This window comes from Polaromonas sp. P3_A5, from assembly GCF_056403055.1.
This window is the reverse complement of sequence record NZ_JBFUGF010000001.1, coordinates 191,856-212,295: the sequence shown is the minus strand read 5'-3', so window position 1 is coordinate 212,295 and position 20,440 is coordinate 191,856. Positions and strand designations below refer to the sequence as shown.

The 20,440-nt window shown below is 62.3% G+C and carries 20 protein-coding genes; 9 read left to right on the top strand and 11 right to left on the bottom strand.

Annotated features, from left to right (window positions below; genetic code table 11):
• Positions 1–103 precede the first annotated feature (103 nt).
• The 7 genes from AC1DU8_RS01080 to AC1DU8_RS01050 are packed head-to-tail and all read right to left on the bottom strand — an operon-like array spanning position 104 to position 7,677.
• Positions 104–1,057 carry an alpha/beta fold hydrolase gene (locus tag AC1DU8_RS01080; protein ID WP_477726360.1) on the bottom strand — a complete coding sequence of 318 codons (954 nt, stop codon included), beginning with the start codon at positions 1,055–1,057 and terminating at the stop codon, positions 104–106.
• Between the two features lie 55 nt (positions 1,058–1,112).
• Positions 1,113–2,150 (bottom strand): hypothetical protein, encoded by a 1,038-nt coding sequence (locus AC1DU8_RS01075; protein WP_457281452.1) that lies wholly within the window; start codon positions 2,148–2,150, stop codon positions 1,113–1,115.
• Positions 2,147–3,025 (bottom strand): methyltransferase domain-containing protein, encoded by an 879-nt coding sequence (locus AC1DU8_RS01070; protein WP_477726359.1) that lies wholly within the window; start codon positions 3,023–3,025, stop codon positions 2,147–2,149. The genes AC1DU8_RS01075 and AC1DU8_RS01070 overlap by 4 nt, the downstream gene beginning before the upstream one ends.
• A gap of 15 nt (positions 3,026–3,040) precedes the next feature.
• Positions 3,041–4,417 carry an FAD-binding oxidoreductase gene (locus tag AC1DU8_RS01065; protein WP_477726358.1) on the bottom strand — a complete coding sequence of 459 codons (1,377 nt, stop codon included), beginning with the start codon at positions 4,415–4,417 and terminating at the stop codon, positions 3,041–3,043.
• A 21-nt stretch (positions 4,418–4,438) separates the two neighbouring features.
• A complete protein-coding gene (locus AC1DU8_RS01060) occupies positions 4,439–4,795 on the bottom strand; it encodes a DUF805 domain-containing protein (protein WP_457281455.1) in 357 nt (118 codons plus the stop codon).
• Complete coding sequence (locus AC1DU8_RS01055; RefSeq protein ID WP_457281456.1) at positions 4,792–6,750, bottom strand: MFS transporter; 1,959 nt, start codon at positions 6,748–6,750, stop codon at positions 4,792–4,794. Before AC1DU8_RS01055 ends, AC1DU8_RS01060 begins: the two co-directional genes overlap by 4 nt.
• Positions 6,751–6,765: 15 nt before the next feature.
• Positions 6,766–7,677 carry a hypothetical protein gene (locus AC1DU8_RS01050; RefSeq protein WP_457281457.1) on the bottom strand — a complete coding sequence of 304 codons (912 nt, stop codon included), beginning with the start codon at positions 7,675–7,677 and terminating at the stop codon, positions 6,766–6,768.
• A 113-nt stretch (positions 7,678–7,790) separates the two neighbouring features.
• Here AC1DU8_RS01050 and AC1DU8_RS01045 point away from each other — a divergent pair, with 113 nt between their 5' ends.
• Positions 7,791–8,549: a helix-turn-helix domain-containing protein gene (locus AC1DU8_RS01045; RefSeq protein ID WP_477701541.1), complete on the top strand. Its 759-nt coding sequence runs from the start codon at positions 7,791–7,793 to the stop codon at positions 8,547–8,549.
• Between the two features lie 208 nt (positions 8,550–8,757).
• Positions 8,758–9,915, top strand: coding sequence for a hypothetical protein (locus tag AC1DU8_RS01040; protein WP_477726357.1), 1,158 nt, complete (start codon positions 8,758–8,760; stop codon positions 9,913–9,915).
• Between the two features lie 114 nt (positions 9,916–10,029).
• Here the strand turns inward: AC1DU8_RS01040 and AC1DU8_RS01035 are convergent, their stop codons facing one another.
• Complete coding sequence (locus AC1DU8_RS01035) at positions 10,030–11,307, bottom strand: FIST signal transduction protein (RefSeq protein WP_477726356.1); 1,278 nt, start codon at positions 11,305–11,307, stop codon at positions 10,030–10,032.
• A gap of 37 nt (positions 11,308–11,344) precedes the next feature.
• Positions 11,345–12,196 carry a PhaM family polyhydroxyalkanoate granule multifunctional regulatory protein gene (locus tag AC1DU8_RS01030; RefSeq protein ID WP_457281461.1) on the bottom strand — a complete coding sequence of 284 codons (852 nt, stop codon included), beginning with the start codon at positions 12,194–12,196 and terminating at the stop codon, positions 11,345–11,347.
• Between the two features lie 297 nt (positions 12,197–12,493).
• Between AC1DU8_RS01030 and AC1DU8_RS01025 the strand changes: the two genes are divergently transcribed.
• Genes AC1DU8_RS01025 through AC1DU8_RS01015 form a run of 3 tightly spaced genes read left to right on the top strand, consistent with a single transcriptional unit; the run spans position 12,494 to position 14,701 of the window.
• Positions 12,494–12,916, top strand: coding sequence for a VOC family protein (locus AC1DU8_RS01025; protein WP_457281462.1), 423 nt, complete (start codon positions 12,494–12,496; stop codon positions 12,914–12,916).
• A 7-nt stretch (positions 12,917–12,923) separates the two neighbouring features.
• Complete coding sequence (locus tag AC1DU8_RS01020; protein ID WP_457281463.1) at positions 12,924–13,529, top strand: MarC family protein; 606 nt, start codon at positions 12,924–12,926, stop codon at positions 13,527–13,529.
• Positions 13,526–14,701: a toxin-antitoxin system YwqK family antitoxin gene (locus tag AC1DU8_RS01015; protein WP_457281464.1), complete on the top strand. Its 1,176-nt coding sequence runs from the start codon at positions 13,526–13,528 to the stop codon at positions 14,699–14,701. The genes AC1DU8_RS01020 and AC1DU8_RS01015 overlap by 4 nt, the downstream gene beginning before the upstream one ends.
• Positions 14,702–14,801: 100 nt before the next feature.
• Here the strand turns inward: AC1DU8_RS01015 and AC1DU8_RS01010 are convergent, their stop codons facing one another.
• The gene (locus tag AC1DU8_RS01010) at positions 14,802–15,785 is read right to left on the bottom strand and encodes a fumarylacetoacetate hydrolase family protein (protein ID WP_477689524.1); all 984 of its coding nucleotides are present in this window, start codon (positions 15,783–15,785) and stop codon (positions 14,802–14,804) included.
• A gap of 180 nt (positions 15,786–15,965) precedes the next feature.
• Between AC1DU8_RS01010 and AC1DU8_RS01005 the strand changes: the two genes are divergently transcribed.
• The 3 genes from AC1DU8_RS01005 (at position 15,966) to AC1DU8_RS00995 (ending at position 18,292) form a co-directional block, all read left to right on the top strand.
• On the top strand, positions 15,966–16,778 hold the full coding sequence (locus AC1DU8_RS01005; RefSeq protein ID WP_477689653.1) for an IclR family transcriptional regulator: 813 nt from the start codon (positions 15,966–15,968) through the stop codon (positions 16,776–16,778).
• Positions 16,775–17,854 (top strand): DUF3108 domain-containing protein, encoded by a 1,080-nt coding sequence (locus AC1DU8_RS01000; RefSeq protein WP_477666447.1) that lies wholly within the window; start codon positions 16,775–16,777, stop codon positions 17,852–17,854. Before AC1DU8_RS01005 ends, AC1DU8_RS01000 begins: the two co-directional genes overlap by 4 nt.
• 156 nt (positions 17,855–18,010) lie before the next feature.
• Entirely contained in the window at positions 18,011–18,292 is a 282-nt protein-coding gene (locus AC1DU8_RS00995) for a BTH_I0359 family protein (protein ID WP_457281467.1), read from the top strand.
• 140 nt (positions 18,293–18,432) lie between these two features.
• Here the strand turns inward: AC1DU8_RS00995 and AC1DU8_RS00990 are convergent, their stop codons facing one another.
• Positions 18,433–19,518: an AbrB family transcriptional regulator gene (locus tag AC1DU8_RS00990; protein WP_477726355.1), complete on the bottom strand. Its 1,086-nt coding sequence runs from the start codon at positions 19,516–19,518 to the stop codon at positions 18,433–18,435.
• Between the two features lie 107 nt (positions 19,519–19,625).
• Here AC1DU8_RS00990 and AC1DU8_RS00985 point away from each other — a divergent pair, with 107 nt between their 5' ends.
• On the top strand, positions 19,626–20,435 hold the full coding sequence (locus tag AC1DU8_RS00985) for a ChaN family lipoprotein (protein ID WP_477707211.1): 810 nt from the start codon (positions 19,626–19,628) through the stop codon (positions 20,433–20,435).
• Positions 20,436–20,440 lie beyond the last annotated feature (5 nt).

Genomic DNA, 20,440 nt, shown 5'->3' with positions numbered 1-20,440 from the left:
CGCTACTGTGCGGGCCAACGCTGCAAAATCACGCGAGTAACGATACAGATCCTCAGCAATGATCGAAGAGTATCGAATTTTGATACTTATCCAAGGAACCGGTTCAAGGATGTCTTAGCGCCTCGGTCATGCGCATATTGAACAAGGCCGGATCCTCAATTTGCGGAATATGACCGACGCCAGTCAATACCAGCAGTCTTGATCCGGCGACCAGGCGCTGCAGGGTTTCGGCCTGGGACAGCGGCGTGATCGTGTCCTCTTGCCCCCAGACCAAGGTCAGCGGCATGGGCAGCTCGCGGAAACCTTCAGGTTTCTCGCTCAAGGACTTGCCGCTCTCGCCGGCAAATTGCGCGGCCCAGTCGCCCAGGCTGGCGGTGAAGCCGTCCAGCACGAAAGGCTGCCGATAAATTGCCGTGCGCGAAGGCGTGACGACCTCCTTGCGAGCCACGAACTGGCGCAACCAGAATTCGCTGAACAAGGGCTGAGTGCCCACCGTGGCAATCAGTGCCGTGCGCAGCGGGCGAATGCCAAAGAGGCTCGCCGCCACGCCACCGCTTTTCGCTGGTGCGGGATATTCCATCAGGCCGATTGCCGCGTCGACCAGGATGAGATGGCGCACGCGGTCGGGTTGCAGCATGGCGGCTTCGGCCGCGGGCCCGCCGCCATAGGAGTGGCCCAGCAGTGTCACCGGGCCAAGCTTCAGCGCATCAATCAAGCCGATGATGCGGCGCGCCTGTGCGTTGCGACTGTAGTCGCGCGCAGCAGGCCGCGTGCTGAAGCCGAAGGGCGGCAGGTCCACCGCAATGACGCGATAGCCGGCGGCCGCCATGGCCTTCACGTTCTGGTCCCAGGTGCCGCTCCATGCGCCGGTGCCGTGGGTCAGTACCAGGGGCGGCGCGGCCGGGTCGCCGAATTCCTGCACATACAGGTCCACGTCATGCGCATGCAGCCAGCGCCCTTCCCTGGGTGCCGCCTCACGCGGGCTGTGGTCCTCAACCCACAGCATGCGGGCCCAGGAAAAAACCACGACCAGCAACAGGCAGGCCACCAGCGCCATGAGTACGCGCCACGGGTAAATAAGCCAGGTGCGCCCTGGCTTCTGCTCTCGCCGCTTAATAGTCAAAAATGTGCTCCACCTGCAGATTGCCGGCTTGCCACTGGCGCAACGACTCGGCCAGGTGTTTGACGGGCACCGTCAACACCACCCGCTGGATGCCGGGCCGGGTGAGGATGGGTTGCCTCAGCAGTGGCGTGGCGGGGCTGGTGGGCTCCCAGGTGCCTGGCGCCAGTACGCTGACCAGGATGAATGAATCATTGCCTGCGATCTCGCTGAAATTGACGCCTTGCACCGCCAATGCCTGGGCATAGCGCATGAATGCCTCATAGCGGGGGATGGTGACCAGGGCCGAACCGTCGGGCTTCGGTGAGAGCACTTTGAGTTCCGGCAGCGCGGCGTCGGCCCGCGGCACAGGCTTTGCCACCACGGCAGTGACCGGCAAGGGCGCATCGTAGATCGTCTGCGTACCCAACTTGATCAGCCGGGCATAACCCGCCTTGACCAGGTATTCGGTCGTGAGGGCAAAACGGCGTTCCCACTTGCGGACCATGTCCGGCCCGGTGAGAGGCACATCGCGCCAAAGGCCTGCCAGCGCCTTGTCGAAGTCATACAGGTACCAGGGCTCTACGCGGATAAACCGCACATAGTCCTGCGCAACGCTGGCCGCATGCCTGTCCTCGGGCGTGGGCCGGCCGGCCAGTGATTCGGCGAGCCGTCCGACGAGCGTCTCATAGGCCGACTTGAGCGCATATTCCACCGTCGTGCTGGTGCCTATCACCATGATCATCAGGTGATAGCCGGGGTTGAGGTCGAGCCCGCGGCGGCTCGTCTCGTCAAAGACGGCTTTGTAGCTTTCCCAGAACTGGCCGATGTGGCCATAAAAAGGAAAGCGGCTGGGCGCACTGGCACCTATGAACTCGCCGTACTCATAGGGGCTGAATACCAGGAACCACTCGGGATAAGTCAGCAGCGTCTGCTCGACGCCGCGCACATGCTCGGACCCCGCCACCGGCGCAGGGCCGGCGGCCGGCGCCATTCCGACAAGCGCGGCGAAGGCGCCCGCAACTGTGAGATTGCGCAGCCAGCGCATCACGCGGCAGCCTCGCCGGATTTTGTGAACGCCAGCAGCACGTTGTCGGAGGGATCGTGCGCCTGCAGCTCGCGCTTGCCGCTGTCTTTCAGTCCACGTTCGCCAAGGTAAGCCACCCACTCGGCGACAGGCCGGAAGTAGCGCAGCTCTCGCTGATTGGTTTCCCATGCGCCGTTCAGACCGGCATTGAAGACGGTGTGCACCAGTGAGACAAACGTGAACATCTCGGGTGTCGTGACGTCATGGTCGCGCAGGATGAACATGCCGCCCGGCTTGAGCACGCGCACGACGGAAGCCACAAAGGCATCGAGCTTGTCCAGCGGGCAGTGGTGCAGGCCGATGTAGCAGGTCACCAGGTCCACGCTGGCATCGGGAAGACTCGCTGGCAGCGGGTCATAGTCGTTCATGGGCACAAAGCCGCCGATCTTGAACAGGCCGCCGCGCTCTGCGATATCCACCGGCGAGTTAGTGGGCGCCACATCATTCACCAGGGTGACGGGGCCCGTCACCTTGATGCGCTTTTTCAGCTCGCTGATATAGCGGCCGGTGGAGCCGATCTCGACATAACCGTCAATCTGCTTTTTGTCGCCCAGGAGCCGCTGGGTCTGGTCGGCCATTTCCTTCTTCTGCTTGAAGAGCGCCGGCAAGGCCAGGGTCAGGTCCGCCATAAAGGGCTTGATCTTCGGCAGCTCACGCTGGAGCCTGCGGTAAATGGCTTCATCGTTGTCAAGCTCGGCCGAGGTGTTCTTTATCAGTGTGTGAAAGCGGTCCTCGGGATAAAGGCGGTAGATGTTCTGCAGGAACTTGTAAAAGCCGTCGTGCCAGCGGGTGACGCTGAAAACGGCGCGAAATTCCGAGACGGGTGAGGTGGTGGTCATGGCAGGTCCTGTCGTTCAGGTGTTGGAATCGTTCAGCGTGGGGTTCAATGTGGGGGCGTAGTATTTGTCCCAGAGCACATTGCGCAAGCGGAACTGCGGATCGAGCTTGCGTTTCAGGGCGAACAGCTCTTTGGCCCGCGGATAGGCGGCGTGGAACTGCTCCGGCGTTGCATGCGGCTGGTAGGGCAGGTAGTAGCTGCCGCCGACACTGATGGCCGCATCAATCAGCTCGCGCGTCCAGACCGACACGCGGTTGATGGCGTTGTCCCGGGTGCGCTGCTTGTAATAGAGGACAAACGCAAAGGTCTCACCCCGGGCCCATGCCAGCAGGGTGCCGGGGTCGGGGCGCGCATGCCGCACCGACACGTTAAGCGCATTGACGCGATAGCGCTGCAGGATTTCCGCCATGATCGGCACGAAGTTGTCAAACCGCTCCACCGGAATGAAGTATTCCTGCAGCACATAGGTCGTGTACTTGCGCGAAGCCGGCTCAAGCTCCGCCACGTCGTAACCCGCCTCGAAGTTGCGCCAGTGCACCTTGCGGAAAAAATAAAGGAGGGGGTCGATCAGGTATTCGCGCCGCCATTTACCCAGGGGGGTCTCGGTCACGGCCCATACAAAGTAGCGGTTCACAGAGTAGGTTTCGCCGCCTTGCTGCAAACGTCTTGGCTCGGTGGTGGCTTCGTCAGTGCGCGCCCAGGTGACGGAGCGCACCTTGCGGTAATGCGGCGGGTACAGGTCGGCATTGTGAAAGACCGCGTCCTGGAAATACCTGACCTTGGCCTTGAAGTGGCTGATGTATTCGGCCGCGCTCATCTTGCGGGCCAGCCGCTTGACCTTGGTGTTGTCCGCCAGGTCCAGTTCGGCCTCAACGATCACGGCCACACCGCCATAGCCGCCGATCACAGCGTAAAAGAGTTCCGCATTGACGGAAGGCGAAGCATCCTGCACGCTACCGTCGGCCAGCACCACCCGGATCTCCCGCACCGACATCACCACTGCACCCAGGCCCATGTAGCGGCCATGGCAGTTCACACTGAGTGCGCCACCTACCGTGAAATTGGCATAGGTCTGCATGATTTTCACAGCAAGGTCGTGCGGATCGACAAAGCGCTGGATGTCGCACCAGCGAATGCCAGCCTGCACGCGTATGGTTTTCTCCATCGGCGAAAAGCGGATGATCTGGTTGAGTTCACGCATGTCCAGGTGCAGGCTGCCGGGGCTGGCAGTCTGCCCGCCCATGCTGAAATGCCCACCGCCCACCGACAGCGGGCCATCGGTACGGCGCACGGCATCGCACACCTCTTCCACGGTTTTGGGTTTGCTGATGGCCCAGACGGCAACCGGGTTGAGGCCGGTCACATCGTTCACGATCAAAGTGTTGTTGTGCATGTTGTGGTCCCGCGTCATCCTCTACCGCACCACCAGATAGTCGCCGCGCGGCGCCAACGGGTCGGGGCCCCAGCGATTGTCTTGCGGCAGGCCGCGCCTGAAGGCCAGTTGCCACGCCAGCCACAACGCACCGGCCACCGGCACCAGGACCAGCAGCAGCCACCAGCCCGAACGATTACGGTCATGCAGGCGCCGGATGCAGAGCAATATCAGCGCCGCCAGTACCGGACCATTGATGAGCCAGGCCAGCACCACCGAAGGGGCCGGCCCTGCGGCTGCCCAGGCCAGGTACAAAACCGCCCACGCGATGAGGCCATGCAGCCAGAAGCCACCGCGAGAAATCCTGCCGCCAGCTTTAAAAAATTGAAGCGCAGTCATGTCTTGTCCTGTCCCAGAAGTTGTTCCACCTTCGCCCTCAGATCCGAAGGCTCCACTTTGTCCGCAGCAATTGGCATGCCTACATTCAGGCCCACCCGGTTGAAGAGCCCGCGCCGAAAGGGTCTGGTCATGGCGACTCCTTTTTCGGCGCGGCTGAAAAATGAACCCCATAAGTCGGTCAGCGCCATCGGCACCACATTGACCTGCACACCATCACGCCGGGCATTCTCCAGAATCTTCATGACGCCGCCTTTGAACTCCTGCAGTTCGCCATTTTTTGTAATACCGCCCTCGGGAAATATTGCGAGCAAATCGCCGTCACGCAGCACCTTGGCGGCGGCTTCGAAAGCCGCCTCGTACAACGCCGGGTCTTCCGTCCGCGGTGCAATCGGGATCGCCTTGGCCAGCCGGAACAGCCAGCCCAGAACCGGCATTTTGAAGATGCGGTGGTCCATCACAAAGTAGATGGGGCGCGGGCTGGCGGCCATCAGCAGCACCGGGTCGACAAAGCTGACGTGGTTGCAGGTCAGCACGGCGGCGCCGGCGGCAGGGATGTTGTCGTCACCGGTGATCTTGAAGCGGTAGACCAGGCGCGAAGCAATCAGTGCGATAAAACGCAGCAGGTACTCGGGCACCAGCATGAAAATGTAGAACGCCACCACTGCATTGGCCAGTCCAACGAACAGGAATATTTGCGGAATGCTGAACCCGGCCTTGAGCAGGGCGCCGGCCAGGATGGCGCTGACGATCATGAACAGCGCATTGAGAATGTTGTTGGCCGCGATGATGCGCGCCCGGTGCGTGGACTGGCTGCGCAACTGGATCAGCGCGTACATCGGCACGCTGTAAAGGCCGGCAAAGAGGCTGAGCAAGGCCAGGTCGATCATTACGCGCCAATGCGCAGGCTGCGACATGAAGGCGCCCAAGGTCATGACGGGCGCTGACGGCAAGCCGCGCGAGGCGAAGTAAAGGTCAACCGCAAACACGCTCATGCCGATGGCTCCCACAGGAACCAGCCCTATCTCGACGTGGCGTTTGCTGAGCACCTCACAGAGCAGCGATCCGGTCGCGATGCCGATGGAGAAAACGACCAGCAGCAAAGACGCCACCTGTTCATTGCCGTGCAGCACCTCTTTGGCAAAACTCGGAAACTGGCTCAGAAATACCGCACCAAAAAACCACATCCAGCTGATACCCAGCATGGAGCGGAACACCACCAGGTTGCCGTTGGCAAGCTTGAGGTTGCGCCAGGTTTCTGTCACCGGGTTCCAGTTGATTTTCAGGCCCGGGTCAGTCGCAGGCGTCAGCGGAATGAACTGCGAGACAAGCCGGCCAACCAGTGCGAGGCCGATGCATGCAATGGCCACATAGTCCGGCCCGACCTGGGGTACGGCCACCATCAGCCCACCCACCACCTGGCCCAGCAAAATGGCCACAAAGGTGCCCATCTCAACCATGCCGTTGCCGCCGGTCAGCTCGCGCTCGTTGAGCGCCTGCGGCAGATAGGCAAATTTGACCGGGCCGAATATCGTGGAATGCAGCCCCATCAAAAACGTGCACCCCAAAAGCACGGGCACCTGGACATTGGCGTTGCTGCTCATGAAGCCGACCGCAGCGATCAGCATGATCACCACTTCCAGGTTTTTGACAAAACGGATCACGCGCGTCTTCTCGAACTTGTCCGTGAGCTGCCCGCTGGTGGCCGAGAACAGCAGAAACGGCAGGATGAACAAAGCTCCAATGGCCAGCCCCGCCAGCGCGGGAGGCAGCCAGCTCACGCTGAGCTGGTAGGTCACCATCACGGTGAAGGCAAACTTGAAAAGGTTGTCGTTGGCCGCGCCTGAAAACTGCGTCCAGAAGAAAGGGGCGAAGCGGCGCTGCTTGAGGAGCGCGAACTGGTTCGGATGCTCGTGAACGGGGGGTGGCGACACCGCGGCGGCCATATCAACAGGCATGCTTGACTCCTCTTTTCAGTTGTTGTGCGGCAAGCTGTGGCGAGATGGCCTGCCTGCTCTGTTTTTGAATGCTGCTGTGGATTCTGCCTTGAATTTCCGGGCGTCCAGAAGCGCCGCAACGACGGGCCAGGCAGCACAACTGGCCACCACGTGCTTCAGGGTGTGGCCCGAAACCAGCTGACCCGTCCATTCGAACACCGCGTGGTCACCCAGCTCGAGCAGCTTGGCCAGCGCATAAATGGCCACCACCAGCATCCAGCGGATGGGCAACACCCGCCCTGCCAGCGTGGGCCGCAAACAGGCGACGCCGACAATCAGCAACATGCCACCGAGTTGCAAAACGGCCCAGGGCAGCACATTGCCCGTCTGCGACCACAGGTGCACGGACAACGGTCCGAGAACGAGGACCATTGCAGCAACCGCCATACCGGCACGGGTGCTGACGGCCTGCATGGTGCCAAGCCCGAGCAGGCCGGCGAAGGCAAACACCATGCCGCCGCGATCCCAGACCAGCCCGGCATCTCCCGGCTGCAGATGGTAGGCCGCAGAAACCACGGAGGTGAGGGCCAAGCCGGAAAAGAACAGCCCTGCGAAACCTGCGGCTGCGGCGCTGACAGCCCGCGCCTTCACGGCACGCACAAGGGCCCAGGCACCCGCCATGCCCCACAGCACGAACGGCAGGTTGCTGAGGACGTCCATCGCATGCGGCAACCATCCCCAGGCTCGTTGGTCGGCGAAGTCGTGATAGTGCAAAGGCTGCGCCACCGACGGCCCCAGCAATGCCGCCGCCAGCATCGCAAGCAACACGCCGGCGAGCGCGGATTCGCGGCGGCAGGCCGGTGCGTTCCAGCCCGATACCTTCATCTGTGCGAACCAGGAAGGCGGTGGCACAACACGGCGGTGGGCGGTTTTTAGGCTGATTGGCATGGGGCAGCTCCTGTGTGAATGAAGCCGCACTGTGCAGGCCATGTCCCGAAAAAAGCACCGAAATTAGAACCAGTTCTCACCGTTCAACCTTAAAGTACCGATAATCGATACTCATGAGCACTACCGCAGATCTTGTCACCGTCCTCAAAAAAGAGCTCAAGGCTGCGCGCATGACGTACGCCGACCTGGCCGTCAAACTTGGCATGGCCGAGTCAAGCGTCAAGCGCATGCTGGCCAGGGGCGATATGCCCCTCTCGCGTATCGACGCGATCTGCCGCGCGCTCAAGCTGGACTTTGCCGACCTGGCCAGGCGCATCGCCGACACCCAGCCGCTGCTGGCGGAGCTGACCGAAGCACAGGAAAAAGCCGTGGTGGCCGACAAGAAGCTGTTGCTGGCCGCCATCTGTGTGCTGTCGCAATGGACGCTGGAGCAAATCACCACCAGTTACCGGCTGACCGAAGCCGAGTGCATCAAATACCTTGCGCAACTGGACCGTATCGGCATCATCGAGCTCAAGCCGCTGAACCGCTACCGGCTCAAGCTCGCCAAGACCTTCCGTTGGCGACCACACGGGCCGGTCATGGACTACTTCCGCGAAAACGCCCTGCTTGACTATTTTTCCGGTGGATTTGACGGCAACGGCGAAGGCCTGTTGCTGGTGCACGGCTCCATCAGCCGCGGCCTGGCGCCTTCGTTCCTTGAGCGCATGCAGCGGGTGGCGCAGGACTTTGCCCAACAGCACCAGACCGACCAGAAGCTGGGCGACAAGGACCGCGAAGGATTCACCTTGCTGCTGGCCATGCGGAGCTGGGAGTTCGAGGCCTTCGCTAATTTACGACGAACACCCCCGTCCGGGACTCACTTCGTGTAGCCCGTCCCCCCCCTCAAAGGGGCGCCCCCCCCGCGGCCCGGCAAAGCCGGTTCCGCGGGGCCTGCTGGTATTCAGTTCAGATCGTCGCCCGCGGCCTATTGCACGCAATTATATTAGTTGACTAAGAAAATTCGGAGTTTACTGATAATATTCAGCGAATTGCAACCTGCAAGACTGATTTATGCATGCAATTTCCATCAGAAGCACGATGAACCCCACCTCCACCTACGTTGGCCTGCCCATCCCGGTCGCTGCAAATCTGACCGACACCAAATACTTCTTCCAGGCGCTGGACAACTTCTCGCGCGTGATGGCGATACGCCCCGGGGACCGGGTCCTGATGCTGGCCGACCCTCTGCTGGACCCGCGTGTGATCGACGCCGTGATCGGTATTGCCAAATCGCGCGGCGCCGAGGCGCGCGTTTATATGGAGCCGAGCACGCAAGTGACCGCCGTACCTGAAGAAGTGCACGCCATGCTGAAGAAGGCCACTTTTGTGGTGTCTACCTGGTTCTGCTCCATCCTCGACCCTTTGTGCATCAACCTGCGCCGCGCCGGCCAGCGCTGGGTCAAGATCACCTACTTTCGCAACCTGGACCTGCTGCACACGCCGCAGGCGCGCTTTCCGGTCGACCTCATCGGCGAGATCATCCGCCAAACGGCCAGCCGTTACCCGATCGAAGGCGATTTCGACTTGCGCTTCACCGACTCTCGCGGCAGCGACTTCCGCATCAGCTTCACGCAGGCGATGCGCGCCAGCCAGCTGGCCACCAACCGCTGGCGCGGCCAGATGACAGCCGAGGAAGACGGCTGTTATGTGCACTACCTGCCGACACACGGCCCCAATCTGTGGGATCACAACTCGGTCAAAAATGATTTCAAGGCCGTGGTGCCCATGGCGGGCGTGCTTTACCCGCAATGGGCGGTCGGTTTTGCCAAACCGTTTGAGGAAAAAATCGCCGTGCATTTTGAAGGCGACACGATTTCCTCGGTCGATGGAATTTCAGAAGAAGCGGTGATCCTGCGCGAGATGCTGGTCGGCGGCCGAATGATCGAAGGCGGCGGCTGCGGTTTCAACCCCAAGGCACCGCGCCACACGGTGTACCCAGCCGGCTCGAACGCGCCCGGCGCGCTGCACTTCGGCATCGACCTGGCACAACCCAGCGACTACATACGCCGCGTCATGCCTGACTGGGAAGAGCCGCCGGTGCACATGGACCTGATCACGCTGGACGGCACCGTGACTGCAGGGGACCGCACCCTGATCAAGGACGGCTTCTTGTGCGCGCTGCGCGACCCGTCGGTGGTGGCACTGGCGGCGCGTTACGGCGATCCGGTGGAGCTGCTTGAAGCCCAGGTTTCGTAAGTCCCTTACCGTCGAGCAAGCGGGGGCCGCGGTCCGGCTTTGCCGGCCGCAAGGAGCCCGTCCCCTGGAAGGGGAAAAGGCGCTACACGCAGTGAGCGTCCGATAGGGGTAAACCTAGGCAGGCGACGTAAACACCGTCAGCACACCGGTGTAGCCGTAAAGGTGGTGCCGGGCGATCTCGCCGCCGGCGAAAAAGCCAACCAGCGGCACATCGCCCAGGGCCCGCCGCACGATCTGCAGTTCGGCACTGGGCGCACCAAAGTGCGGGCCGCCACGGCCGGAGCAACTGACATACACCGCGCCGGCTATGCGCCGGGCCGCGTGCGGCGCGGATTCGGCCTCTGACGCACTCAAGGCGCTGGCAACTTCCAGCGTAACTTCTTCCGGTTCCAGCTCTTCACGAATCTCGGCGCACACACGCACCAGGTCGGCGCGCGCGGCTTCCATGTTGCGTTCGCAGAAAGCCAGCTTCATGCCCACGACGGGCACCTCCGCAATGGCAATACCCTTGCGCGCCGGATCCAGCCCGATCAGGTGGCGTACCAGTACCTCTGCGCCAAACTGGCCGTGCCGGCCGGCGCCGTCATGGGGAACGTCTGCCGGGCGGCTCAGGCCGACCAGCGTGGTCCGCACTTTGGCCAGGGCCTCCCGCGGCTCATCAAGCGACACGTCCAGGTCCGCCAGCATCACCTCCAGTGCCGGCTGGCCATCGAGCTCCGTCACCACATTGGACTCGCAGGCCGTGATTTCATGATGCGCAGACACGGGCCGGCACCCTTGGGTAATGCGCGACATCAGTGCCGCGCCCTGGCCAAAAGCCACACCGCTGAGCCCCCCGGTGAAGACACCGCCGGCCGCGCCCTGCCCCTTGACATTGCCATGCCCGCTAAGGGCAAACTGCACCGTACTGGAGCGGCTGGAGGCCAGGCCGCCAAACACATAGCCGCTGCCGGTGCGCTGTGCCATTTCGTCGATCAGTTCGGCAACGTCGGGCGTTCCGGCGTCCGCATGCACCAGCGCCGTATGCGCCTTGAACCTTCCCTGGCTGGCCGGGGGCAAGGGCGACACCCCGGAGAACACACGGTACTGGTCGTGCGGAAGCTCGCAGAGCATGACGGTGAGCGCCGGCTCGTCAAAGTACTCGACGTTGTTGGAGGCGATACCCACACCCACCGTGCCGCTCCAGTCGGTGATGTCGGGCAATTCGGCGCTCAGGTGGTCAAGAATGTCCTGCGCATGTGCCGCATAGTGATCGGTGATGTAGAGCAGCGCCAGCGTGGGCGATTTGGCGTAGCCGGGCAATGCGAGGTAGGCGCGCAGTTGCGCCAGCACAAGGCCTGCCGCCATCTGCCATTGCGGATGGGTGGCGTGGCCGTAGGGGAAAAGCTTCATGGGGTCCTGGTGAAATTCAGTGAAAAGTCAGCCTGTATCAACGCGTGGTTTTGCGTGCGGTTTTGGTTGCAGCCTTGCGCGCTGGCGCCTTGGCCTTGGGTTTCGTTTTGGCGGCAGTTTTGCCGGCGGCCGGTGTAGGCCAGGCCTGGCTGCTGCGCAGGGCCGTGTTCATGGCCGCGCGTGCGCCGCCCGCCACGGTTTTACCGGCGGACTCCGCCATGTTGCGGGCCATGCCCGTTGCCATGCCGGTGGCGGTCTTCATCGCGTCCTTGGCAAGGCCGGTCGCCAGGCTTTTGGTGGTGTCCATGGCCGTTTTTTTGGCGGCATCCTTCATGGCATCTGCCGCAATCGTCTGGAACTGCTGGGTCAGCGCGCCCCACCACTGCATCGGGTCCACCACGCCGGCCGGCTGCGCGCCGGCCTTGGCCGCGGCGGGTGGCTTGGATTTTGCGGCCGGCTTGTCTGCGCCAAAGCTCGTTGGCGGAACCTCCAGCCCCGAAAACGTGCGGGCCTTGTCGGCCACACGCTGCACGCCACCGGCCACGCTGTCGGCCACCTTGAGCTTGAAGGCATTGGCCACGTCGCCCATGTTGAAGTTCATGCCTTTGAGGGTAGCCAGCGTCATTTTCTGCACCTCCAGCGCCTGGATGGTCGCCTTGAGCGCTGTGGCGTTCTGGTCGAGCCAGAACTGGACGGCCTTGAGTTCATCGATGCGCTTGTCGAGCTCTTCGACATTCAGCGTGGGCGCTACCCAGTTGCCCAGATTGGGCAGCTGCGGAATGCTTTGTGTGGCGCTGCCTGCCGCCTGTTTGGCCAGGTTCTGCAAAAAGTCAAAGCCGGGCACCAGCTTGCCGAAACCGGGGAAAGAAGGGTTGTCCGCGTCACTCATGAATGTCTCCTGGCAGGTTGTGCACGATTTGCATCGGGCGGCTGGATGATCCAGCGCACGCCTTCATTGTGCAACGCCGCAGCAGCGCGTCAACCGCTTTTTGTGTTTTCACCAGGCAAACACCAGGGTCGAACCGGTCTCGATACGGATTCAAGCAAAAAACACCCACAGACCTTTATTGACAAGCGCAAGCAGCTATCTATTTCATAGCATTCATCGGCAGACCTGGCGCCATGCCTGTTGCCGGCCAGGCTGCAAAAGCGTCTCTTTCGGACAATGCCCTGATAAGCTTGCACCATGAAAAGCCTCTTTCACTTTGCCTTCAATGTCAGAGACCTCAACGTGGCCCGCCAGTTTTATGGCGGGATCCTGGGATGCGCGGAAGGCCGCTCGGCCCCTACCTGGGTCGACTACGACTTTTTCGGCCACCAGCTGTCGCTCCACCTGGGCGAACCGTTCAAGACGGAGCGCACCGGCCATGTCGGCGACAAGCTCGTTCCCATGCCGCATTTCGGCCTGGTGCTTGCCCTGGCCGACTGGCAGGCCCTGGCGCAGCGCCTGCAGGCGGCCCGCATGGAGTTTGTGCTGGAGCCGCAAGTGCGCTTTGCCGGCGAAGCCGGCGAGCAATGGACCATGTTTTTCTGCGACCCCTTCGGCAACCCCATCGAGATCAAGGGTTTCCAATCACTTGAAGCCCTTTACTCGGCCAACCCGGCCTGAGATATATATGGCCTATACCTTTGCTTCCGCCACGGTGCTGCTCCTGCTGATCACCGATCCGTTCGGCAACATTCCGATTTTTGTCAATGCCCTGAAGGGTGTGGCGCCGGAGCGGCGCATGCGCGTCATCCTGCGTGAGGTGCTGATCGCGTTTTTGCTGCTGCTGGCCTTCATGTTTGTCGGCGACGGCTTCCTGCGCCTGATGAACCTCAGCGATTTGTCGCTGCAGATTGCCGGCGCGGTGGTCATGTTCCTGATCGCGCTGCGCATGATTTTCCCGTCGGACCAGCCCGAGGCCGCGCCGCTGCAGGGCGAGCCGCTGATTGTGCCGCTGGCGATTCCCGCACTGGCCGGCCCTTCGGCGCTGGCCACGGTCATGCTGCTGGTGTCCCAGGCGCCGGCACGGCGGCTCGAATGGATCGCGGCGCTGTGCGTGACCATGGCGGTGTGCGCCGTGGTGCTGGTGCTGTCCGAGCGGATCCAGCGGGTGGCGGGCGACCGCGTCATGATGGCTTTCGAGCGCCTGATGGGCCTGATCCTTGTGGCCATTTCAGTTGAAATGTTCCTGCGCGGTATACGGCTGTTCATCACCCAGACCGGAGCCACGTCATGAAGAACGCCGCGCAGCGCCTGGCCCTTCTTTGTGCCTGCGCGCTGGCCTCAGCCTCGGTGCATGCCGTGCAGGATTGTGAAGTCAGCGGCGAAAGCGTCAACCCAAACCACGGCGGCACCACCGCCGGCAAGACCGGCATCATGCGCTGCAAGGACCGCGACTCCGGACAGCTGGTGCGCGAGCAGGAGCTGCAGGGCGGCAAGTTCATGGGCTTGATGCGCTACTACCAGAACGGCAAACTGCAGCGGGAATACAGCGAAAACGAGCGTGGCAACCGCCATGGCCGCGCGCGCGAATTCGCACCGGACGGCCAGGTGCTGCGCGACTCCGTCTACGAAAACGGCACCGAGGCCGGCCTGGCGCGCAGCTTTCACACCAATGGACAATTGCGGCGCATCGTGTTTTACGGGCCACGCGCAGGCGGTAGCGTAGAGCAGGCGTATGCCGAATTTAATGACCGCGGCCAGTTGCAGGCTTTGCGTTGCGGCGACAAGCCATTGCTCGCGCCGGCGGCAGACGATGCCCGCTGGTGCGGTTTTTCGGGGGGTACCTCGAAGGTCGAACTGTTCAGCGGCAAGGGGATATTGAACGGCAGCAGCAGTTACCTGGCCGGTAAACGAATTCGCCATGAAACGCTGGGTGACGGTGGAAAACCAGATTACCTGGATGAAGTATCGGGCAACATTCGCACTGAACGCTATTTCAACAATGCCGGCGTGAAACGCCGCGAAGTCCAGTGGCTGCTGGAAGCCAACCCGTCAAAAACCTCGTTCAAGGAACGCGAGCAGGAGTTCGCCGACAGCGGCGCGCTGACGCGCGACAGGCGCTGGTCGGCCGGCAAGCCGGTCAGCGACCAGACTTACTACCTGAACGGCCAGCCGCGCAGCAAAACCGAGTACGGTGGTGAAGGCGACACCGCCTGGCTGCAGACTACCGACTTCTTCGACAGCGGAAAAATCGCCGCCACCGGCCGCTACACAGCCTCCAACCGCTACCGGCAACTGCCCCAGGGTACGCATCAGCGTTTTAACGAAGCCGGCAGGCTGGTAGCCGAATCGAGCTACGACGAGCGCGGCCGCATCACGCGCGAAAAGGCCTGGGACGATGACGGCAAGCTGCTGCGCGACGATGCCGTCTTTGAAGACGGCTCAAGAAAAGCGTATTCCAGATAAAAAAATAGAGCCCCCACGCTCCCCGAGGGGGCCGCCCGCCTGCGGCCCGGCAAAGCCGGTTCCGCGGCTCATGCTGGCAGGGAAGGCCCCTTTGCGCAGCTCAGACCAAGGCTACAACCTTCTGGTCAATCGCGCCAAACACCGATTGCCCGTCTTTGCCTTTGGCTTCAATGCGAATGGTGTCGCCGAATTTCATGAACTCGGTTTTGGGCTTGCCATCCTCGATGGTTTCGATCGCGCGCTTTTCGGCGATGCAGCTGTAGCCGTGGCTCCAGTCCTTGTTGCTGACGGTGCCTGAACCGATGATGCTGCCGGCACGGACGTTGCGGGTCTTGCAGATATGGGCAATCAGCTGGCCGAAACTGAATGTCATCTCGGGGCCGGCTTCGCACATACCGACCTTGCGGCCGTTCCAGGTGCTTTGCAGCGTCATGTGCAGGCGGCCCTTGTCCCAGGCGTCGCCGACTTCGTCCAGCGTAACGGCAACCGGGCTGAAAGCGGTTGCCGGTTTGCTCTGGAAGAAACCGAAGCCCTTGGCCAGCTCATCGGGAATCAGGTTGCGCAAGGACACGTCGTTGGCCAGCATCAGCAGGCGCACGCCTTCCAGCGCCTGCTCGGGGGTGGCGCGCATGGGCACATCGCCGGTGATCACGGCGATCTCGGCCTCGAAGTCAATGCCGAACTCCTCGCTCGCCACCACCACATCGTCGCAGGGCCCAATGAAATCGTCGCTGCCGCCCTGGTACATCAGCGGGTTGGTGTAAAAACTTTCCGGCACTTCGGCGTTGCGCGCCTTGCGCACCAGTTCCACATGGTTGATGTAGGCCGAGCCGTCTGCCCACTGGTAGGCGCGCGGTAATGGCGCCATGCAGCGCGACGGCTCAAACGGGAAAGCGTGCCGTGCCTTGCCTTGGTTCAATGCTTCGTACAAGTCCTGCAACTGCGGCGACATGAAGTTCCAGTCGTCCAGCACCTGCTGCAATTTGCCCGCGATGCCCGTCGCATAATGGGCTGTTGAAAGATCGCGCGACACCACGACCAGCTGGCCGTCGCGTGAAGAGTCTTTGTAAGTGGCAAGTTTCATCAATATCCTGATTGGTGGCTGTCGGTGTTACCGAAGGGTCAATTGTGCCGTGGCTGGCGACCGGCCGACATTGCGCCCCCTCGCGTTACGATCCCTGCATTCATTGACCGACGGCTAACCCGAAATTCTAGACAAGCCATGAAAGCAAGCCCAGGCACACCCGCCACAGCACGCAGCAGCCTGCCGCCGCAACGCGCGGGTATCCAGTCGGTCGAGGTTGGCTTCAGCTTACTGGAGGCACTCTCTACCTCACCCGGCCCGCTGATGCTTCGCGACCTGGCAGCCGCAGCGGGCATGAGCGCGGCCAAGGCGCACCGTTATCTCGTCAGTTTTCAGCGGCTGGCACTGGTCGTCCAGGACGAGGCAACCGCCCGATACGACCTCGGCCCGGCTGCGCTCAAGTTAGGACTCGCTGCCCTTTCGAGATTGGACAGCGTGAAGCTGGCCCGCCAGCTCATGCCGCGCCTGATGGTGCAAACCGGCCAGACCCTGGCACTGGCGGTCTGGGGCAACCAGGGACCGACCCTCGTCCACTGGGAAGAATCGCCGCAGTCTGTGACGGTTAATCTGCGGCTGGGCGATGTCATGCCGCTGCTGTCGTCCGCCACGGGCTTGTGCTTTGCCGCATTTTTGTCTTCCAGCCGGCCCAAGGCTAAAGCCAAACCACAGGGGCGGCTGGCGCTGCTGGTCAGGGCTGAACTGACACGCAACCAGAAGCTGGCGCGAAAAGATGTTCCCGCCACCATGGCCGAGCTGAATGCCTTGCTGGAAGATATCCGCCGCCGCGGCATGGCGCGGGCAGTCAATACCCTGCTGCCCGGCGTAGCCGGCTTCTGTGCGCCGGTGTTCGATGCCGACGGCCACCTCGCGCTCGGCATTGTGGCGCTGGGTTCGCTTGCAACGTTTGATCCGGACTGGGACGGCGCGGTGGCACGGCCGCTGGCCGCCGCCGCCCGGCAACTTTCCGGTGATCTTGGATTCACACAGGCGTGACCACGTCCACCGACCGCTATCCTTCGGCGCCTCGCTGGCGTGTGCTTGCAGCGCTGGCTGCAGGGGTGCTGGCTGTCCACACGCTGATGCTGAAGTCGTCGCCGGTACGATTCGGCCCCGAGCAAACTGCCACCTCCCCTCGCAGCCCGGCCTTCGCAACGCGCAGCATCGCACCGTCTCCTGCACCGACAGCGCTGGCACCCGCGCCCTCCACGCCGCCTCCAAAACCCAGGATTTTTAGGAAGAAACCCGTTGAAGCCCAGGAAAATCCAGCGCAACCTGCTACTGATTTAATAGCAACGCCCTCTTCCGAGGTGATGACATCCAGCGCACCCGAGGCAAAAAATCCGGAAAGCCTGCCCGCGCAGGCGACGCCCACAATTGCGGCTGCCAGCGCCCCCGCGATAGCCGAACCAGGCCAGTCGGCGGTGACGGCGGTGGTCTTGCCGGAAAGCGCGCGACTGGAATACAAAATGACCGGCAGCGCAAAAGGCCTGAACTACCACGCAGACGCAGAACTGGGATGGCGCTATTCAGGCAACAACTACAGCGCCTCCATGCGCGTCAGCGCACTGTTTCTGGGCTCACGCAGCATGGCAAGCACCGGGCAGGTGGGTCCGGAAGGCCTGGCGCCGACCCGTTTTTCGGACAAATCAAGAAGCGAAGTGGCCGCGCATTTTGAAGCAGACAAGGGGCAGATCATCTTCAGCGCCAATACGCCGGCGGCCCCCTGGATCAAGGGTGCGCAGGACCGGGTCAGCGTCTTCATCCAGCTGGCTGCCATGCTCGCGGGCAACCCCACCGGCTTTCCGGCGGGCTCCACCATTTCGATTTACACCGTGGGACCGCGGGATGCAGACACCTGGACTTTCCGGGTGGAAGGCGAAGAGAAAATGGCACTTCCCTATGGCGAGCTGAATACGCTCAAACTCACTCGTCAGCCCCGGCGTGAGTTCGATCAGAAAGTGGAACTATGGTATGCCCCGTCACTGGGGTATCTTCCCGTTCGCAGCAGGATCACCCAGCAGAACGGGGATTTCATTGACCAGCAGCTCAGCGCGATCACCAAGAGCTGAGTTCAACCAACCGGCGTTGTTATGCCGCACGGAGGTGCCCGTTTTATGTGCGGTTTTACACGCACTACGCGCCTTTACCGCATGCTTTCGCACTTAACCCCCCGAGCCCTTGAACTTGGCCTCATCGTTGCTATCTGAAGCTAAAGGACCTACACCATGCAAATGCTTTACGACTCGGAATCTTTTGCTGTCATGCAGATTCACGCCAATGCGCCGGAAGAATCCGCGCCTGTCCCGGCCGTTCCGCAACTGGCCCGGCATGGCTTCGAAATCGTCGACAAACGTTCGGGCAAAGAGGTCTATCTGGATGGATCCTGGGCTGAAATGTTCCAGCAGCGCTTGAGCGCCTGGGCGCAAAACACCCCCACGCAAGAAGAAATCGAAGACACGCTGGAAGGCTACAGCGGGCTGGCCAACACCCCAATTTCACTTCATTAAGCCCCGCAGTCGCTCACTTCTGGCTTAAAGAACTCTGCAAGAACGACCAGTGGGTGCTGCGGGACTGGCTTTGCCAGACCGCAGGCGCCGCCCCTGGAAGGGGGAACGGGCTACACGCAGTGAGCCTGGACGGGGCGAGCTTATGACTCGGCTTGGTAAAACCAACGGTACATAGGCTCGGCCAGCACCAGCACGGCGGCCAGCCTGGTGACATGAAATGCCGTGACCACTGGCACACCCAGTTGCAGCACTTTGGCCGTAATGGCCATCTCGGCGATACCGCCGGGTGAGGTGCCCAACAGCAAGGTGGCCCAGTGAAGATCGGCAAACTGAGCCAGCCCCCATGCAAAAGCGGCGCACAACCCAATCATTCCCACCGTCGCCAGCGCCACCGAACCCAGCCAGCGCGGCGCCACGTGCACAAACCTGCGGGTGAACCGCACGCCCAGGCTGATGCCGATGACCAGCTGCGCTGCATTGGTCATGCCTTGCGGCAAGGCCGACAGCGTGACGCCGCAGGCCGTGAGCAGCAGCGACACCAGTAGCGCACCGATAAACCAGGGGTTGGTGCGATCGAGTTTCAGCATGACCCAACAACCGGCACCCGTCAACAAGGCCAGCAGGACAAGGCCCGGCAGTTGAACCACGCGCGCACCCGGCAAAGTAGCGTCCAACCCATGCAGCCCCGCCCATTGAAATCCGAAAGGAATGACCAATGTGACCAGCAACACCCGCAGGCTGTGCGCCGACGCCACCAGATCGGTTTGCGCACCGTGGCGCTCTGCCATCAGCGTCATTTCCGATGCGGCACCGATAGGCGCCGCGAAATAGGTGGTGATGCGTGACAGGCCAGCAACATGCAGGCGACCCGGGCCGTGATGCACACGGTAGAGCCATGCCCCAAAAACAAGGCCCAGTGCCAGTGCCCACACAATGTTCAGCGCAATCGCCCACCACAGGCCCCCCAGCAACGCCACCACCTGCGGCGTGAAGTACAACCCCAATGCACAACCGATGATCCATTGCCCGACGTTGCGCAGCGGCGTCCAGCTGGCCGTGGGTCCGCCCAGCATGGAGACCACCGCCGTCACCAGCAAGGGGCCGATCATCCAGGGCAAAGGCGTGCGCAGCGCAATACACAAAGAAGCGGCACCCCAGGCCAGCAACAAGGTCAGGACGACACGCACGGGCGGGGACTGGGCGGCGCGGTGGGGCAAGGAAGGCATGGCAGAGCGTAACGGCGCGGAACAGAAGCCGCTGGAAGCGGTAGTATCCACCGATGCGCCATTTCTTCACCCCTCGTGCTTTGGCATGCCTTGTCTGCACTGCCACGATGGCTTTGGCGGGCGGTTGCGCGGGCCGGCCTGAAGCACCCATTCTGCAGGCGCAGGGCAGCGAAGCCGCACAAACATCCACCCGGCTGGAGGCGCTGCTCCCTGCCGACGTCCTGATCCTCGGGGAGCAGCACGATGCCGTTGAGCACCAGACAATCGAACAACAGGTGGTCGCCGCCCTGGCGGCCAAAGGGGTGCTGGCTGCCGTAGCCCTTGAGATGGCCGACACGGGTGCAAGCACTTCCGCGCTCAGGCCCAGTGCCACCGAGCAGCAGGCCCGCAATGCGCTCAACTGGAACGACAAGGGCTGGCCCTGGACAGCCTACGGTCCTGCCGTGATGACCGCGGTGCGCGCCGGTGTCCCCGTGATGGGCGCCAATCTGCCCCGGGTGCAGATGCCAGACAGCATGGCTGACAGCCGGCTTGACGCCCGCTTGCCAGGCCCCGCCCTCAAAGCCCAACAGCAGTTGATCCGTCTCGGCCACTGCAACCTGTTGCCCGAGAGCCAGATCACGCCCATGACACGTATCCAGATTGCCAAGGACATCACCATGGCCAACACCCTGGGGCAGGCCGTGCTGCCCGGCAAGACAGTGCTGCTGCTGGCCGGAAGCGGCCATGCGAACCGGCAATTGGGCGTACCGCTGCATCTGCCGACGGACATAAAAGCCAAAGTAGTGCGCCTGCTTGCCGGGAACCCTGCGAATGCCGAGAGGGCAGACGCTTTCGATGCGGTGTGGGCAACGGCCCCGCTCCCGGAGACCGACTATTGCGCGGGCCTGCAGAAGCAGCTGGTACCCAAACCCTGAAGAGC